This is a genomic window from Nocardia sp. NPDC127606, from assembly GCF_042671725.1.
Taxonomy (GTDB): domain Bacteria; phylum Actinomycetota; class Actinomycetes; order Mycobacteriales; family Mycobacteriaceae; genus Nocardia.
Map to the genome: position 1 here is coordinate 123,359 of NZ_JBHXWQ010000005.1, position 16,628 is coordinate 139,986.

Sequence of the window (16,628 nt, forward strand, 5' to 3'; positions counted from 1 at the left end):
CCTTGACGCAACCCAAAGGTTGCAATACTCTGAGTTGCAACCAGTCAGTTGCAATACATGAGGAGGCATCATGGGATTCCCTGATCAGATCGTCCGGACCGTCGAGCTCGCGCATCCGCCCGCCAAGGTATGGGCGGCCATCACCACCGCGGAAGGGCTGGGCAGCTGGTTCGGCAATACCGCCGAGATCGACCTGCGGCCGGGTGGCGACATGCGAATGACCTGGAAGGAAGGGTTCGCCGCCGACATGCGGGTGGAGCGGGTCGAGGAGCCCTCGGTGTTCGGCTACACCTGGCCGATCAACGGGCTGCCCGACGACGACCCGCGACGCACCTATGTCGAATTCAGCCTGGAGCCGGTCGGCGACGGCACCCGGCTGACCGTCACCGAGACCGGCTTCGCCCAGCTGCCCGACGAGGCGCACAAGGAGGCCTTCGAGGGCAATGTCGGGGGCTGGAAGAGCGAGCTGGGCGAGCTCGTCGAGTACCTCGATGCGGCCTGAGCTGGAGGCCACCGCCGAACGGGTCTTCGTCGCGCTGGCCGATCCGAGCAGGCGGTCGGTACTCGCCGCACTCGCCGCACTCGGTCCGGCCACCGCGACCGACCTCGCCGATCGGCTGCCCATCACCCGGCAGGCGATCGCGAAACACCTTGCCCTGCTTGCGGACGCGGGCCTGGTGATCGCGGAACCGGGGGAGCGGCGGCGTGTGCGCTACCGCCTCGATTCCGCCCCGATGCACGTGGCACAACAATTTCTGGCCGCCCTGTCGCGTGACTGGGACGGCCCACTCGACGCGCTCCGCCGGCATCTCGACGGCTGAGCCGGAAGGAAACGCAATGAGCGACAACGACTTCACCGCCACCATCACCGTCGACAAGACTCCCGACGAGGCCTTCGCGGCCGTCAACAACGTATGGGCCTGGTGGTCGGAGACCATCGAGGGCAGCACCGGCACGGTCGGTGACAGCTACCTCTTCGAGGTCCCCGGCCTGCACCGCTGCACCATGACGACCACCACGTCGATTCCGGGCAAGCGCCTGGTCTGGCACGTCACCGACTCGCACCTGTCCTTCATCGCCGACACCACCGAATGGGAGGACACCGACATCGTCTTCGACATCACCGAGAACGCCGACGGCACCGAAATCCGGTTCACCCATGTGGGTTTGGTGCCGGCCGGGGAATGCTACGAGGTGTGCTCCAACGCCTGGGGCGCCTACATCACCAGCAGCCTGCGCGGTCTGCTCACCACCGGTGAAGGCGACCCGTTCCGGCGCACGAGCACCGGCGAGTCGGAACTGCTCAAGCACGGCAACGCCGACTTGGTGAAGCCGCGCCCCTGATCAGCCCCGCGGCGCGATGAGCAGCGTCTGGGTGCTGCGCCCGATCGGCCCGGTCTCGTCGAACAGCGCGGATTCGGCGAGGCCGATGCCGTGCGGCTGAGGATGGGTGACCGCGTCCAGGCACACCCACTCGCCGACCGGCTGACGATGCAGGGTCACGGTGAGATCGGTGTTGATGAACAGGTACTTCGACCAGTCCAGGACCGCACTGACCCCGTTGCCCGAATCAGCGGCGGCCAGCGTGCGCTCCAGCGGACTCGGCGTGGTCCCCGCGACGATCGGGTACTTCAACCGGATCCAGCAGACCGCGGGCCCCGGCGCGGCGAAAGAGCCTGCCGTGAACCGGTATTCGATGCCGGTGTGGAAGCCGATCTCCTGATCGGACGGAAACTGCTCCGGCTCCGTCGCCGCGGGCAGCGGTCTGGTTCCGGTCGGCAGGAACTCGGCGGGCAGATCGAGGGCGGGCTCGGAGAGCTTGAGCCGCCAGGCGTTGGCCTGCATCACCGGGCCGCGCTCCGACGACAAGGTCGCCTCGATCAGTTCGACACTGCGACCCGACCGCACCACCTTCGCCTGCGCGGTGAGCGGAGCCAGCGGCACCGGCCCGAGGATCTCGACGGCTACCCGCCCGACCTGGAATCCGGGCCGCGGCTCGCAGCGCTCGATCACGTGCCCGAGCAGAGCCGACGGCGGTCCGGCATGCTGGGCGTCCGGCGACCACGGGCCTCGCGTCAGCTCGGTCGAGAGGTACAGGTTCGGGTCCGCGGGGTCTTGGCGGTAGAAGGCATCGGCCACCCGGCCGACGTTACCCGCGCGGCGATGTGGCCTAGGCGCTGCCCGTCGAGAGAGCGGTGAACAGGTCGAACAGCGGACGCAGGGCGCACGGGCTGGTGTCGGAGGTGCAGCCGATGGACGACGAACCGGAGTCGGCGACCGGGAGGGACGCGGCCTGGGCGGTGCCGAGCGGGGCGGCGAGGGACAGGGCGGCGGCCGCGAGGGCCCCGGCGACGATGCGCTTCATTGATTCACTCCAGTGCTCGGCGTGCCGGAAGGTCGACACGATCGCCAACGTTACCGATCGCCAGGGCGAGCGAAAGCCCCGAAATCCAGGGTGCACGCGCGTGCGCGCCCGCCCGATCGCGGAGATCGGACGGGCGTCGACGAGGGTGCGGGGCGTCAGGAGACGACCGGGAGGTACACCTTGCTGCCCTGGTCGGCGAACTCGGCGGACTTCTCGGCCATGCCCGCCTCGATGGCGGCCACATCGGTGAGCCCCTGCTTCTCCGCGTACCCGCGCACGTCGGCGGAGATGCGCATCGAGCAGAACTTCGGACCGCACATCGAGCAGAAGTGGGCGGTCTTGGCGGGCTCGGCGGGCATGGTCTCGTCGTGGTACTCGCGGGCGGTGTCGGGATCCAGCGAGAGCGCGAACTGGTCGTGCCAGCGGAATTCGAAACGGGCCTTGGACAATTCGTTGTCCCGGTCCTGGGCGTGCGGGTGCCCCTTGGCGAGGTCGGCGGCGTGGGCGGCGATCTTGTAGGTGATCACGCCGACCTTGACGTCGTCGCGGTTGGGCAGCCCCAGGTGCTCCTTGGGAGTGACGTAGCAGAGCATCGCGGTGCCCGCCTGGGCGATGATCGCGGCGCCGATGGCCGAGGTGATGTGGTCGTAGGCGGGCGCGATATCGGTGGCCAGCGGGCCGAGGGTGTAGAACGGCGCCTCTTCGCAGAGCTCTTCCTCGAGCTTCACGTTCTCGACGATCTTGTGCATCGGCACGTGGCCGGGGCCTTCGATCATCACCTGCACGCCATAGGATTTCGCGATCTTGGTGAGCTCGCCGAGGGTGCGCAGTTCGGCGAACTGGGCCTCGTCGTTGGCGTCGGCGATGGAGCCGGGACGCAGGCCGTCACCGAGGGAGAAGGTGACGTCGTAGCGCGCCAGGATCTCGCACAGTTCACGGAAGTGCGTGTACAGGAACGATTCCTGGTGATGGGCCAGACACCACGCGGCCATGATGGATCCACCGCGCGAGACGATGCCGGTGACGCGCTTGGCGGTGAGCGGGATGTAGCGCAGCAGCACGCCCGCGTGCACGGTCATGTAGTCGACGCCCTGCTCGCACTGCTCGATCACGGTGTCGCGGTACATCTCCCAGGTGAGCTTGGTGGGATCACCGTTCACCTTCTCCAGCGCCTGATAGATCGGGACGGTGCCGATCGGGACGGGGGAGTTGCGCAGAATCCACTCGCGGGTCTCGTGGATGTTCTTGCCGGTGGACAGGTCCATGATGGTGTCGGCGCCCCAACGCGCGGCCCACACCATCTTCTCCACCTCTTCGGCGATCGACGACGACACCGCCGAATTGCCGATATTGGCATTGATCTTGACCAGGAACTTCTTGCCGATGATGGTCGGCTCCAGTTCCGGGTGGTTGTGGTTGGCCGGAATCACCGCGCGACCGAGCGCGACCTCGTCGCGCACCAGTTCGGGCGAGACGCCCTCGCGGGCGGCGATGAACCGCATCTCGGGGGTGATGATGCCCTGACATGCCCAGGCGAGCTGGGTCGGCGGGCCGTCGACGGTCGGGGAGTCCCATTCGTCGCGCAGTTTCGGCAGCCCGGCTTCGAGGTCGATCACCGCGTTGTCGTCGGTGTACGGACCCGAGGTGTCGAAGACATCGAAGTGGTCGCCGTTGGTGAGGTTGATCCGGCGCACCGGGATGCGCAGGCCGTCCACCTCCTGGTAGTGCTTGACGCTGCCCTGGATCGGACCGGTGGTGACGGTGTCGACCGTCCTGTCAGAAGACGTGTTCGAGCCCACGATAGTTCCTCCCTACGCCGGCATTACCCGGTCAGGTTCATACGGTCGACGGCCCTGAACGCCCGATCTGGGCTAGCCGTCCTCTCAGCCCGCTGGTGCGAGCCCCCGTTGGTGTGAAGTGCGCCGCCGACGATACCCGCCGCACATCGCGACCCGCCCGGGGATGGACCGGACGGGTCGCGCGCGAGGCTCGCTACACCGCTGTCGAGTCGAGCTGCTTCGACGCGTCGCGCGCGTCGTCCTCGGCTTCATCGAGCCCGAACTTGCTGTGCAGCACCGCCAATGGCTTCGGCGCCCACCAGTTCCAGGTGCCCATCATCCGCATGAGCGCGGGGGCGAGCAGGCCGCGGATGACGGTGGCGTCGCTGATCACCGCGAGTGCGCAGCCGAGGCCGAACAGTTTCATCATCGCTACGCCGGAGGTGGCGACGCCGAGGAACACGATGCTCATCAGCAGTGCGGCGGCGGTGAAGATGCGTCCCGTGCGGGCCACGCCCATCGCGACGGCCTCGGTGTTGCCCTCGGTGGTCTTGGGTCCGGCCAGCCATTCCTCGCGGATCCGCGACAGCAGGAAGACCTCGTAGTCCATGGACGCGCCGAACGCCAGGCTGAACATGAGGATGGGCATGGCCAGGTTGAGGGTGCCGGTCGCGGTGAAGCCGAGCAGGCCCGACAGGTGGCCTTCCTGGAAGATCCACACCATCGCACCGAAGGTCGCCGCCAGCGACAGGATGTTGAGGATCAGCGCCTTCACCGGCAGCACCACGCTGCCGGTGAACAGGAACAGCAGCACCAGCGTGGTGAGCGCGATCAGCGCGCCGGCCAGCGGCAGTTTGCCGGTGATCGCGTCGACCGAGTCCTGGTTCAGCGCGGCCGGGCCGGTGATCAGGGCCTTCGACGGCGCGGGAACGGCGCGCAGGGTATCGAGTTGGTCGCCGCCCGCGTCGGAGTAGGGGTCGAGCGTGGTGGCGACCGACAGGTAGGCGCCGTGTTGCGGGTCCGTCATCTCGGGCACGCCAGGGGCCACCCGCAGCCCGTTGCGGTACACCGCCGCGCTGCTGAGTACGGCCGGTACGTCGGGCACCTTGGACAGGTCGCGGGCGTAGGTGTCGAGTTCGGCTGTGCTGCCCCGGAATTCGGGCAGCACGATGGTCGCGCTCGAGGCCAGGTCGGCATCGAATTCGGTGCGCAGGATGTCGCCCACTTCGCGACTGGCGACATCGGTGGGCAGCGACCGGTCGTCGGGGTAGCCGAACTGCACACCCAGGAACGGCGAGCCGAGCAGCAGCAGGAACGCGGTGGTGGCCAGCGCGATCGACAACGGACGCTTCATCACCGCGGTGACCAGGCGGTACCAGAAGGTCTGACGCGGTTCCTTTTCCGTCCTCGGGGTCAGCCGGAACAGTCGGCGCATCGGTGCGCGCAGGTCGCCCGAATCGATGCGGTCACCCACCAGCACGAGCAGCGCGGGCAGCACGATCACCGCGGCAGCCGCGGCGGCGGCAACCACCGCGATGCCCGCATAGGCGAACGACTTGAAGAAGTACTGCGGGAAGACCAGCAGTGCCGACAGCGAGAGTGCCACGACCAGCGCCGAGTACACGACGGTGCGACCGGCGGTCTGTATCGCGCGGGTCACCGCCGCGGTCGGGGTGGAGCCTGCCGTCAGCTCTTCGCGATATCGACTCACGATGAACAGGCTGTAGTCGATCGCCAACGCCAGTCCGAGTGCCGTGGTCATGTTCAGCGCGAAGATCGACACGTCGGTGAGCGAGGTCAGCACGCGCAGAATGCCCAGCGACGCCGCGATGGCGAACAGTCCGATCGCGATCGGCAGTGCGGCGGCCATCAGACTGCCGAACACCAGCGCCAGCAGCAGGCCCGTGATCGGGATCGCGATCGCCTCGGCGATGATCAGATCCTTGCTGATCTGGGTGTTGATATCGGCGAAGGAGGCGGCGAGCCCACCGGCCTTGACCGTGACCGGACCGCTCTCGACCTGCAGTTCTTCGCTCAGTTTCGCCGCCCGCTCGGGCAGTTCGGCGTCGTCGCCCTCGATGCTGGCCAGGATGAGGGCGTGCGTGCGGTCCTTGCTGAGCATCGCCTGTTTGAGATCGGGGCGCGCGGTCCAGTAGGACTGGACGCCGCTGACTATCTCCGGATGCGCGCCGAGGACGGCCAGCGCGCGGTCGGCGGCCGCCCGCGCGGCGGCGGAATCGGCCACGCCCTCAGCGGTGACCGTCAGGACGTAGTTGGGCTCACTGCCGGGGAAGTGTTCGCTCAGGTATTGGCTGGCCTGGACCGAATCGAGATCCTCGGTGACGAATCCGCCCGATTTCATATGCGAGTGCACGGTGGCGCCGATCGCGCCGCACAACACCATCAGCACCAGCGCGACCGCGACCACCCATCGTGGCCGGGCAACGGCGGTGCGGGCGATTCTCGTCAACATCGTCGGGTGCCCTCTGCTCGGAAAACGTTCGAACCGTCACCGTATCCCGCCTCGAATTATTTCCGATACCGCCTCGGGGCGGAAGTGGGTCAAGTACCATTTCCGCCCCTGGGTGGACGCGGAGGAGGGCCCACAACCGCTAGCGGTGCTTCAGGTGTTGCGTGCTCGCAGGATTCGGCCACCGACCTCGCCGAGGCCGATTCGCCTGCCCTCGGTGCCCGGCGCGGTGGCGGTGATCGTCACCTCGTCGCCGTCGGCCAGGAACGTGCGGTGCTGATCGTTCACCGTGATGGGTTCGGTTCCGCCCCAGGACAATTCGATGAACGAGCCGCGTTGGGACGGCTCGGGGCCGGAGATCGTGCCGGAGGCGTAGAGGTCGCCGGGCCGGATCGAGGCGCCGTTGGCAGTGAGGTGGGCCAGCATCTGGGCGGGCGACCAGTACATGCGTGAGTAGGGCGGATGCGCGACGACCTCACCGTTCCACGAGACGGTCAGGTCGATATCGAGGCCGAAGTTGCCGCTCCCGCGCAGGTAGGGGAGGGGTTCTGGGTCCTGTGCGGGTAGCGGCACCCGGGCGTGTGTCAGCGCGGCCAGCGGGGTGATCCAGGCCGAGAGCGACGTGGTGAACGACTTGCCGAGGAACGGGCCGAGCGGCTGGTACTCCCAGGCCTGGATGTCGCGGGCCGACCAGTCGTTGACCAGGGCGACGCCGAACACATGCTCGGTGAACTCGTCGACGGTGACCGGTGCGCCGAGCGTGGAGCCGGAACCGACGACGAAGCCGAGTTCGGCTTCGATGTCCAGCCGCTCCGACGGCCCGAAATCAGGTGCGCCGGAAGCAGTTCGGCGTTGGCCTTGCGGCCTGATGACCGGCGTGTCCGAGACGACGACCGTGCCCGCCCTGCCGTGGTAACCCACCGGCAGGTGCCGCCAATTCGGCAGCAGCGGTTCACTGTCCGGACGGAAGAGCCTGCCGAGGTTGGTGGCGTGATCGATGCTGGCGTAGAAGTCGACGTAATCGCCGATCCGCACCGGCAGCGCCATCCGCACGGAAGGCACGGGATACACGGCATCGATCGGCAGTGCCGTATCGGCGAGCGCGCGCAACCTCTCGCGGACCTCACGCCAGCGGCCGGAACCCTGCGCGAGGAACGCGTTCATATCGGAGCGAGCGAATACCGGATCCTCCAGCAGCACGGCCAGATCGAGCACCATGTCGCCCAACCGGCAACCGACCCGGAAGTCGCCGTCGGGGGGTGCGAAAACGCCGTAGGGCATGTTCTCCGGCCCGAACAGCGAGTCGGCCGGTATTTCGACGCGCAACACCTGCACGCCCGTCATCGGGAGCCATCCACGCCGGCGCACTCACTCATGCGAGCCCCGGCCCACGACCGGACCAGGTCCACGCATAGGCGCGATCTTCGCAGGCCAGCGCGCCTTCGCCGAGTTGCAGCGGCCGGAACGTATCCACCATCACCGCCAGTTCGTCGAAGAACTCCGCCCCGATGCTGCGCTCGTAAGCGCCGGGTTGGGGGCCGTGCGCATAGCCGCCCGGATGCACCGACACCGAACCCTGGGCGATACCGGAACCCTTGCGCGCCTCATAGTTGCCGCCGCAATAGAACATGATCTCGTCGGAATCCACATTCGAGTGGTAGTACGGCACCGGAATCGACAGCGGGTGATAGTCGACCTTGCGCGGTACGAAATTGCAGATGACGAAGTTGGTGGCCTCGAACGCCTGATGCACCGGCGGCGGCTGATGAACGCGGCCGGTCAGCGGTTCGAAATCGGCGATGTTGAACGTGTACGGGTACAGGCAGCCGTCCCAGCCGACCACATCGAACGGATGTGTCGCGTAGGTCAGCCTGGTGCCGATCACCTCGGTGCCGGCCCGATGCTTGACCAGCACCTCCACATCGGTGTCCTCGACGCGCAGCAATTCGAGTGGCCCGTGCAGATCCCGCTCGCAATACGGCGCATTCTCCAGTAGCTGACCGAATTTCGAGAGATAGCGCTTGGGTGGGGTGATGTGGCTCGACGCCTCGATCACATACGCGCGCAACGGTTCCTCGCCCATCGGCAGCCAGCGGTGGGTCGTCGCCCGCGGCATGAGGACCTGATCGCCCTGGTGGACCGGCACGATCCCGAACACGCTTTCCACCACGGCCGCACCGGATTCCACGTACACCAGCTCGTCGCCGATGGCATTGCGGTAGAGCGGGGACGCGCCCTTGGCGACCACGTACGAGATCCGCACATCGGCGTTGGCCAGCAGCAACCTGCGCCCGGTCACCGGGTCGGTCGTCGTCGCCGTATCGCCGGGGAACAGCAGTGGCAGCCGCAGATGCCGGTGGTGCAGTGGATGATTCGGCGTCAACGTCTGGTCGGGCAGCTCCCAGACCGTCGCGTCGACGATCGCCGGCGGCAGCGCGCGGTGATACAGCAGTGAGGAGTCCCCGGAGAACCCCTCCTCGCCCATCAGTTCTTCGTAGTAGAGGTTGCCGCGCTCATCCCGATGCTGCGTATGCCGCTTCGGCGGCACCGTTCCGACCCGACGATAAAACGACATGAGGCGCACCTCCCGCTACGTTGCAGGCTGAAACTTCCACCTCCAACGTAACCGAGAACGCGTGGCGGGTCCGTCAGAATTCGGCGATCACCGGTGCGTGGTCGCTGGCGCCCTTGCCCTTGCGTTCCTCGCGGTCCACCGAAGCGTCCTTGATCTGGTCGGCGAGGGCGGGGGAGGCGAGGATGAAGTCGATGCGCATGCCCTCCTTGCGGGGGAAGCGCAGCTGGGTGTAGTCCCAGTAGGTGTAGACGCCGGGGCCGGGGGCGAACGGACGCATCACATCGCGGAAGCCGATGTCGAGCATGGACTGGAACGCCTCGCGTTCGGGCGCGGACGTGTGGGTCTTGCCGACGAACAGTTCCGGCGCCCAGACATCGTCGTCGGTGGGGGCGATGTTCCAGTCGCCGACCAGCGCGATCTTCGCCTCCGGGTCGTCGGCCAGCCAGCCGGCCGCCTTCGCGCGCAGGGTCGAGAGCCAGTTCAGTTTGTAGGTGTAGTGCGGGTCGGCGAGCGCACGGCCGTTGGGGACGTAGAGGCTCCACACCCGCACCCCGCCGCAGGTCGCTCCGATCGCGCGCGCCTCGACCACCGGCGATTCGATCAGCGAATCGCCCGCGTCCTTGTCGAAGCCGGGCTGATCGGGGAACGCGAGCTCGACATCGGTGAGCCCGACCCGCGACACGATCGCGACACCGTTCCACTGATTGAGGCCCACGTGCGCCACCTCGTACCCCGCGGCCTCGAACTGCTCGAAGGGGAACTGATCGTCACGGCACTTGGTCTCCTGCAACGCCAGCACATCGATGTCGTGGCGGTCCAGAAAGGCGATCGCCCGATCGACGCGGGAGCGGATCGAGTTGACGTTCCAAGTGGCGAGACGCACGGAAGTGACGGTCCTTTCGAGGCTAATGACTCTGGGGGGCGGCGTAGCGATAGGCGTGGTGTTCCAGGAAGCCGAGTTCGCGGTAGAGGGCGAGCGCGCCGGAGTTTCCCACCTCTACCTGGACGTAGGCGTGGCTCGCACCCTGCTCGGCACCCCACCGGATCAGTTCGGCGCACAGCAGCGCACCGAGTCCGTTGCGGCGATGCGCTGTCGCTACGGCCACGCAGGTGAGGCCCACCCAGCGTCGGCCGTCGGGTGCGGTGGTCACGGCGCCGCGGCCGATGGCCAGGGGCTCGGGCAGGCCGAGTGAGGCGAAGCCGAGGGTGCCGTCCAGGACCGAGGTGAGCACGGCCCGGTCCGGTTCGCGCACGGCGGTGTCGAGGGGGATCTCGCCGCGATAGCGGTGCGTTCGCAGCCAACCGTCCTCGGGCTCGGCGGAGATCCGGACCATCGACGGACCTTGCGGCAGGACGAAATTCGCGATGTCGAGACCGAGGACCACGGTCTCGCTCCAGGTGTTCCAGGTCGGCGGGACAGGGGCGAGCCGGTCGGGCAGTTGCAGCAGCAGCGGCAACCCCTGACTCGTGTACCAGTCCGCGATCTTGTGCATGGTGTCGATCGACAACACGGCGGGAACGCCCGACTCGCCCAGCGGGACAGCCGAATTAGCGCGTCCGGTGTAGCCGTTACCCGCTCGCACCAGCCAGCCGTCGATCCACAGGTGAGCACTGCCCGGCCAGGCCATGGCCGCCGCGGTCTCCAGCGACCGGATCTCCTTGGTTCGAATAGGCCGGGGCCCCAGTGCTTTCAACGCGACGACGCGATCGGCGGACACCGACACCAGCTCACCCTCGGCGGTGCGCACCGCAGGCGGCTCCAGCGATACCAGTTCGCCGATCACATCTGTGAGCGGTTGGGGATAACCCGCGGGCAGCTGGTACCGCATCACCACCCGTCGCCCGAGCGGAATGTCAGTCGTCATGACCGAACGGATCAGGAACGGTTCCCGGGATCCAGCTCAAACCCGGTGTACCCCAGCCGTTTCGCTTGATCGCCTTCTTGGCGGCGCGGGCATTGCGGCCGATCAGCACGTCGACGTAGAGGAAGCCGTCGAGGTGGCCCACCTCGTGCTGGAGCATGCGCGCGAAGAAACCGGTGCCCTCTAGTTCCACGGGCTCGCCGTTCTCGTCGGTCCCGGTGACCTTCGCCCAGTCCGCGCGACCGGTCGGGAACTGCTCGCCGGGCACCGACAGGCAGCCTTCCTCGTCGTCATCGGGGTCGGGCATGGTCTCGGGGATCGCCGAGGTCTCCAGCACCGGGTTCACCACCACGCCCTTGCGGCGGATCGGATTACCGGTGGCGTCGAAGTCGGGGCAGTCGTAGACGAACAGGCGCTTGCCGACGCCGACCTGATTGGCCGCCAGGCCGACACCCTTGGACTCTTCGAGAGTGTCGTACATATCCGCGATGAGCTCGGCCAGCTCCGCGGGGGTCTCCGTCACCTTCGCGGTGGGGTTGTGCAGAACGGGGTCACCGACGATCACGATCGGGAGAATTGCCATGGTCGCCATTATCGCCGCTGGCGCGGGCGGACGATCGGCGGACCCCTGTGGGCCGCGCCACCCCTACTGGCCTTCAGTCAACACGCCGTGACAGGGGTCGAAGGATCCGGGGAACCCGTGGTTGAATGACGACGGTATCTACCCATCTCGTGATACTCGGCGAGGGAGCAAGATGGACGGCGCAGCAGCTCGGCACATCTCGGAGGGCCCCACTGCGGGCGAACCGGATTCGGCCGCCGACGAGAGCACCGGTCTGAGTCGTCGCGAGCTCGACATCCTGGACTTCGAGCGCAAATGGTGGAAATACGCGGGCGCCAAGGAAGACGCGATCCGCGAGCTGTTCGCCATGTCGGCCACCCGGTACTACCAGGTCCTCAACGCTGTCGTCGACTCCGACGCGGCGCTGGCCGCCGACCCGATGCTGGTCAAGCGGCTGCGACGACTGCGAGCGAGCAGGCAGAAATCGCGTGCCGCCCGCAAACTCGGTTTCCAGGTCTGACATGACGGCCACACACCCTTCGTTGCGACTAGGGTTGGGCGGGTGAGCAACCCGAACCCCACCCCCGGCGGCCCGCCGTTGCGCGCGCTGGCGATGGTGTTGATCGCGCTGGCCATTGTCTTCGCCGGTCTGGGTGCGATGTCGCTGTCGAACTCCGATGCGGTGGCATCCGATGCGGAGCAGACCGAGACCACCACCTCCAGCGCGGTCGCGCAGGCGCCTGCCACCACGCCCGCGCCGACGACCACCAGCGCGGCCGCCGCCCCCACCACCACGACGTCCGTCGCGCCGACGACCACCACCGTGGCACCCGCGACGGGCGGCGCGGATCAGACTGTGTCGGTGCGGGTGCTGAACAACAGCTTGGTCGCCGGCCTGGCCGCGCGCACCGCGAGCGAACTGACCACCGCGGGCTGGACCAACGTGAGCACCGGCAACTACAGCGGTGAGAACCTGACCACCACCACCGTGTATTACGGCGGCGGCGCGCGCGACAAGGCCGCGGCCACCGAGATCGCCGAGCAGGTCGGCGGGACGGTCGCGCCCAAGTCGGGGGACACCTCGCCGGGTGTCGTCGTCGTACTGACCGGTCGCTGAACCAGGCGCGGCACGCGGTGCCGTAGGCCGTGTCGCCGCTGTGGCATCATCTTGAGCGGTATAGCCCCAGTCCGATAAGGAGTCCCCTGATGGCCACGTCGACAACTCGTCGCCCGTCCTGGCGCATTGTGACCCCGGTGCTCGCGGTCGCCGCGCTCGGGCTCGCAGCCTGCACCAACAGCCAGGAGTCGAGTGACGTCAAGGGCACCACGCCGCCGGTGTGGACCAGCTCGTCGGCGCCCGCGGGCGAAAGCGGCGGCCACGGTGGCGGTCACGCCGCACCGTCGGAGACCGCGGCCCCCGGCCACGGCGACGACCACGGTGGCGTACCGGGCGGCCTGAAGACCTCGCTCAAGAACGGCGCGGGCGCCGAGGTCGGCACCGCGACCATCGTCCAAGAGGGTGGCCACCTGGTCGTCACCGTCGAGGCGCGCGGTCTGACCCCCGGCTTCCACGGCCTGCACTTCCACCAGAACGGCACCTGTGAGGGCGACTTCGCCTCGGCCGGTGGGCATCTGCAGGTCGGCGGTGCCACCGCGCACCCGGCCAGCGGTGACCTCACCTCGCTGCAGGTCGGCGCCGACGGCTCCGCGAAGCTGGTCACCCAGACCGACTCGGTCACCCTCGACAACGTCAAGGGCAAGGCGCTGATCATCCACGGCGGCGCCGACAACTTCGGCAACATCCCGCCGCGCTACACCCGCGAGGGTGGCACCGGACCGGACGAGACCACCCTGACCACCGGTGATGCGGGCGCCCGGGTGGCGTGCGGCGTCGTCGGTTAGCGAGACACACCCATGGCCGGGGCATTCGAGTCGGTTTCGTTTCGCGGTTCGCCCCGGCCGACCATCGGCATCGAATGGGAGATCGCGCTCGTCGACAAGGTGACGCGTGATCTGTCCAACACCGCCTCGGCGGTGTTCGACGCGGTCGGCGATCTGCGTGCCCACGACGGCACCCAGCAGGTCACCAAGGAACTGCTGCGCAACACGGTCGAGTTGGTGACCGGTGTGCACGACACAGTCGGCGGCGCGGTCGAAGACCTGCACGGCACCATGAACGCGGTGCGGCGTGCGGCCGATCCGCTCGGGGTCGACCTGTTCTGCGCGGGCACCCACCCGTTCGCGGCGTGGTCGGCCCAGCAGCTCACGCGCTCACCGCATTACGACGAACTGATCGAACGCACGCAGTGGTGGGGCCGTCAGATGCTCATCTGGGGCGTCCACGTGCATGTGGGAGTGTCGCACCGGGACAAGGTCTTTCCGATCCTGAACTCGCTGCTGCTGTCGTATCCGCATCTGCTCGCGCTGTCGGCGTCCTCGCCGATGTGGTCCGGCGACGACACCGGCTACGCCAGCAACCGGGCGCTGATGTTCCAGCAGTTGCCGACCGCCGGGCTGCCGTTCCAGTTCGAGAACTGGCGCCAGTTCGAAGGTTTCGTGCACGACCAGATGAAAACCGGTGTGTTCGAACAACTCGGTGGCATGCACTGGGATATCCGGCCCGCGCCCAAGTGGGGCACCATCGAGGTGCGGGTGTGCGACGGGCTGTCCAGCCGCGCCGAACTGGCCTCGGTGGCCGCGCTGATCCACTGCCTGATCGTCGACCTGGACCAGCGCCTCGAGAACGGCGAACAACTGCCGACGCTGCCGCCATGGCATGTGCAAGAGAACAAGTGGCGTGCCGCGCGCTACGGGCTCGACGCGATCGTGATCGTCGACGACGCCAGCAATGAGCGTTTGGTCACCGACGATCTGATGGATCTGCTCACCCGGCTCGAGCCGACCGCGAAGCGTCTCGGCTGCGCCGACGAGCTGGCCTCGGTGGCCGACATTCCCCGCCACGGCGCCTCCTACCAGCGGCAACGCCGGGTCGCCGCGCAGACACAGGGCGACATGGTCGCCGTCGTCGACGCGCTGGTGCGCGAGCTGGATCAGTAGCGTTCAGCTGCGCGGGGAGATGGCGTTCACCCGCCGTTTACGATGGTCGGATGCTTGTCGAACATCCGCGCGCCGTTGCGGGGGGTGCCACCCTCGGTTCGCGTCTGCGTGAACCACGCACACTCGCCGTCGTCGGCGTGGCCGCAGTGCTCGCGTTGCTGGTCGGATTGCAGATCGTCGCGTCGGTCAGCGGCTTCGACGGACCGCTGGCCAGCCTGGCTCGCGACTTCGTCGGTACGCCCAAGTCGATGTCGGTGCCGTGGGCGGGACTGGTGCTCGCGCTCGTCGGGATCTCCACGCGCCGCCGGGTGTTCGCGCTGACCGCCGCCATCGGGATCGACGCGGTGTGGGTCGCGCTGCGACTCATCGACGGCAAGCCGTTCACCGTCGGCAACGGGCCGACGATCGTGCTGGCCGCGCTGGCGGTCGTCGCGGCAGTGCGCTGGCGGGGTCGTGAGCGCAGCGACGCGTTGAAGGCCGCCGCACTCGGTGCGCTGCTGGTGCTGGCCACCAAGGTCGGTGATGTGTGGCTGCACCTGACTTCGGCGGTGCGACCCACGGTGCTCGACGAATACGTGCTGCTCGCCGATCACGCGCTCGGTGATCCGTCGTGGGTCGTCGGGCGGGTGCTGGATGTGCTCGGGCCCGAGGTGTACGCGGTGCTGCACTGGGTCTACATCGAATTGCCGGTCGCCGCGATCGCGGTGGCGGTGTGGCAGTTGCGCAAGGTGGTCACGACCGGGCAGTGGCCCAGCCACTACCTGGTGCGCACCTTCCTGGTGCTCGGGCTGGTCGGGCCGCTGTTCTATGTGCTGTTCCCGGTGGTCGGGCCGATGTTCGCGTTCGGTGCCGACGGGCACGGTTTCCAGGTGGGCAATTTCTGGCCCGCCGCGATGCCGCCGCTCGACTCGAACCCGGCCGCACTGACCTTCGACGAGTTCACCCCGCGCAACTGCATGCCCTCCATGCACACCGCGTGGGCGCTGTCGCTGTTCATCCACACCCGTCGCGATGTCGACGGGTCGCGAGCCCCGGTCTGGATGCGCTGGGGCGGGGCCTTCTGGCTGGCCGCCACGGTCACCGCGACACTGGGCTTCGGGTATCACTACGGCGTCGACCTCGTGGCGGGTGCGGTGCTGTGTCTGACCGTCGAGTCGGCGCTGCGCGCGCCCGAGCGGGGTTGGGGCGGCTTCCGGATCCGGTTGGTGGGCTTCGGGCTCGCGGTGTTCGCGGCGCTGCTGCTGTCCTACCGGTACCTGGCGGTGCCGATGGCGGAGTATCCGGTGGCCGCGGGCGCGATCGTCATCGGGCTGTTGGCCGCGGTGGCCATCGCCTTCCACAACACCTGGTTCGCCACTGCCCCCGAACCGGCCCTCGAGCCGATCGCGACGCCGGCTACCTAGAACAACCCGTCGCGGTGGCGTTGTTCTCGGTAGGCGGTGCGCCCGATGAGATGGGCGACGACCGGGGCCGTGATGATCGTGAACAGGCCGGTGAGGACGAGCATCCAGACGTTGATGTCGTCACGGATGTCGATCCCGGTGCCGACGAGAACCAGCATGAGGCCGACCACCTGCGGTTTGGTGGCCGCGTGCATGCGGGTGAGGGTATCGGGGAAACGGACGATGCCGATCGACGCCGTGAACGCGAGCGTGCAGCCGGTGAGAATCAGGACCGCCGATACCCATTCCCACCCGCTCATCGGTCGTCCCTGACCCGGAATCGGGTGACGGCGGCCGAGCCGAGGAAACCGACCAGCGCGAGCGCGACGATCGCCGGGATCACCGTGGTGTCGTCGCTGTAGGCGGCCCATACCGCGAGCCCGGATGCGGCGATGGCCATCAGTGAATCGATGCCGACCACCCGGTCGAGGGTGCTGGGGCCCGCGAGTACGCGGTAGCTGGTGATCACCGCGGCGGCGGTGAGCAGGATGGCGGCGATGACGGCGACGACAGTCAT

Annotated in this window: 19 protein-coding genes and 1 riboswitch; of the genes, 8 read left to right on the forward strand and 11 right to left on the reverse strand. The window is 67.9% G+C overall.

The window, feature by feature from the left end; genetic code table 11:
- Positions 1 to 70 precede the first annotated feature (70 nt).
- The 3 genes from ACFVJ5_RS22835 to ACFVJ5_RS22845 are packed head-to-tail and all read left to right on the forward strand — an operon-like array spanning position 71 to position 1,344.
- Positions 71 to 502 carry an SRPBCC domain-containing protein gene (locus ACFVJ5_RS22835; protein WP_378633763.1) on the forward strand — a complete coding sequence of 144 codons (432 nt, stop codon included), beginning with the start codon at positions 71 to 73 and terminating at the stop codon, positions 500 to 502.
- Positions 492 to 821: a helix-turn-helix transcriptional regulator gene (locus ACFVJ5_RS22840; RefSeq protein WP_056814878.1), complete on the forward strand. Its 330-nt coding sequence runs from the start codon at positions 492 to 494 to the stop codon at positions 819 to 821. The genes ACFVJ5_RS22835 and ACFVJ5_RS22840 overlap by 11 nt, the downstream gene beginning before the upstream one ends.
- Positions 822 to 837: 16 nt before the next feature.
- Positions 838 to 1,344 (forward strand): SRPBCC domain-containing protein, encoded by a 507-nt coding sequence (locus ACFVJ5_RS22845; RefSeq protein ID WP_379222885.1) that lies wholly within the window; start codon positions 838 to 840, stop codon positions 1,342 to 1,344.
- Here ACFVJ5_RS22845 and ACFVJ5_RS22850 read toward each other — a convergent pair whose 3' ends face one another.
- The 9 genes from ACFVJ5_RS22850 to ACFVJ5_RS22890 all read right to left on the reverse strand — a co-directional run bounded on the left by ACFVJ5_RS22850 (position 1,345) and on the right by ACFVJ5_RS22890 (position 11,633).
- Entirely contained in the window at positions 1,345 to 2,139 is a 795-nt protein-coding gene (locus tag ACFVJ5_RS22850) for a thioesterase family protein (RefSeq protein ID WP_379222887.1), read from the reverse strand.
- A gap of 31 nt (positions 2,140 to 2,170) precedes the next feature.
- A complete protein-coding gene (locus ACFVJ5_RS22855; RefSeq protein WP_379222889.1) occupies positions 2,171 to 2,365 on the reverse strand; it encodes a hypothetical protein in 195 nt (64 codons plus the stop codon).
- A 155-nt stretch (positions 2,366 to 2,520) separates the two neighbouring features.
- Positions 2,521 to 4,164, reverse strand: a complete 1,644-nt coding sequence (thiC, locus tag ACFVJ5_RS22860; RefSeq protein ID WP_379222890.1) for a phosphomethylpyrimidine synthase ThiC — start codon at positions 4,162 to 4,164, stop codon at positions 2,521 to 2,523.
- A riboswitch (TPP riboswitch) is annotated at positions 4,157 to 4,283 on the reverse strand. It overlaps the preceding gene by 8 nt.
- Before the next feature lie 74 nt (positions 4,284 to 4,357).
- Positions 4,358 to 6,616 carry an MMPL family transporter gene (locus ACFVJ5_RS22865; protein WP_379222892.1) on the reverse strand — a complete coding sequence of 753 codons (2,259 nt, stop codon included), beginning with the start codon at positions 6,614 to 6,616 and terminating at the stop codon, positions 4,358 to 4,360.
- 150 nt (positions 6,617 to 6,766) lie between these two features.
- Positions 6,767 to 7,957: a fumarylacetoacetase gene (fahA, locus tag ACFVJ5_RS22870; protein ID WP_379222893.1), complete on the reverse strand. Its 1,191-nt coding sequence runs from the start codon at positions 7,955 to 7,957 to the stop codon at positions 6,767 to 6,769.
- A gap of 28 nt (positions 7,958 to 7,985) precedes the next feature.
- Complete coding sequence (locus ACFVJ5_RS22875; protein WP_379222895.1) at positions 7,986 to 9,188, reverse strand: homogentisate 1,2-dioxygenase; 1,203 nt, start codon at positions 9,186 to 9,188, stop codon at positions 7,986 to 7,988.
- 73 nt (positions 9,189 to 9,261) lie between these two features.
- Positions 9,262 to 10,071: an exodeoxyribonuclease III gene (locus ACFVJ5_RS22880; protein ID WP_379222897.1), complete on the reverse strand. Its 810-nt coding sequence runs from the start codon at positions 10,069 to 10,071 to the stop codon at positions 9,262 to 9,264.
- 22 nt (positions 10,072 to 10,093) lie between these two features.
- The gene (locus ACFVJ5_RS22885; protein ID WP_379222899.1) at positions 10,094 to 11,053 is read right to left on the reverse strand and encodes a GNAT family N-acetyltransferase; all 960 of its coding nucleotides are present in this window, start codon (positions 11,051 to 11,053) and stop codon (positions 10,094 to 10,096) included.
- Positions 11,043 to 11,633: a peptide deformylase gene (locus ACFVJ5_RS22890; protein WP_101468384.1), complete on the reverse strand. Its 591-nt coding sequence runs from the start codon at positions 11,631 to 11,633 to the stop codon at positions 11,043 to 11,045. Before ACFVJ5_RS22890 ends, ACFVJ5_RS22885 begins: the two co-directional genes overlap by 11 nt.
- A 172-nt stretch (positions 11,634 to 11,805) precedes the next feature.
- Between ACFVJ5_RS22890 and ACFVJ5_RS22895 the strand changes: the two genes are divergently transcribed.
- The 5 genes from ACFVJ5_RS22895 to ACFVJ5_RS22915 all read left to right on the forward strand — a co-directional run bounded on the left by ACFVJ5_RS22895 (position 11,806) and on the right by ACFVJ5_RS22915 (position 16,072).
- Positions 11,806 to 12,132 (forward strand): DUF3263 domain-containing protein, encoded by a 327-nt coding sequence (locus tag ACFVJ5_RS22895; RefSeq protein WP_379222901.1) that lies wholly within the window; start codon positions 11,806 to 11,808, stop codon positions 12,130 to 12,132.
- A gap of 42 nt (positions 12,133 to 12,174) precedes the next feature.
- The gene (locus tag ACFVJ5_RS22900; protein ID WP_379222903.1) at positions 12,175 to 12,729 is read left to right on the forward strand and encodes a LytR C-terminal domain-containing protein; all 555 of its coding nucleotides are present in this window, start codon (positions 12,175 to 12,177) and stop codon (positions 12,727 to 12,729) included.
- Between the two features lie 89 nt (positions 12,730 to 12,818).
- Positions 12,819 to 13,514, forward strand: coding sequence for a superoxide dismutase family protein (locus ACFVJ5_RS22905; protein ID WP_379222905.1), 696 nt, complete (start codon positions 12,819 to 12,821; stop codon positions 13,512 to 13,514).
- Positions 13,515 to 13,526: 12 nt separating this feature from the next.
- Positions 13,527 to 14,669 carry a glutamate--cysteine ligase gene (locus tag ACFVJ5_RS22910; protein WP_379222907.1) on the forward strand — a complete coding sequence of 381 codons (1,143 nt, stop codon included), beginning with the start codon at positions 13,527 to 13,529 and terminating at the stop codon, positions 14,667 to 14,669.
- A gap of 50 nt (positions 14,670 to 14,719) precedes the next feature.
- Positions 14,720 to 16,072, forward strand: coding sequence for a DUF5933 domain-containing protein (locus tag ACFVJ5_RS22915; RefSeq protein ID WP_379222908.1), 1,353 nt, complete (start codon positions 14,720 to 14,722; stop codon positions 16,070 to 16,072).
- On the opposite strand, the gene mnhG is transcribed toward ACFVJ5_RS22915, so the two are convergent.
- A complete protein-coding gene (mnhG, locus tag ACFVJ5_RS22920) occupies positions 16,069 to 16,371 on the reverse strand; it encodes a monovalent cation/H(+) antiporter subunit G (protein ID WP_379222910.1) in 303 nt (100 codons plus the stop codon). The genes ACFVJ5_RS22915 and mnhG overlap by 4 nt on opposite strands.
- Positions 16,368 to 16,628 (reverse strand): monovalent cation/H+ antiporter complex subunit F, encoded by a 261-nt coding sequence (locus ACFVJ5_RS22925; RefSeq protein ID WP_379222912.1) that lies wholly within the window; start codon positions 16,626 to 16,628, stop codon positions 16,368 to 16,370. The genes mnhG and ACFVJ5_RS22925 overlap by 4 nt, the downstream gene beginning before the upstream one ends.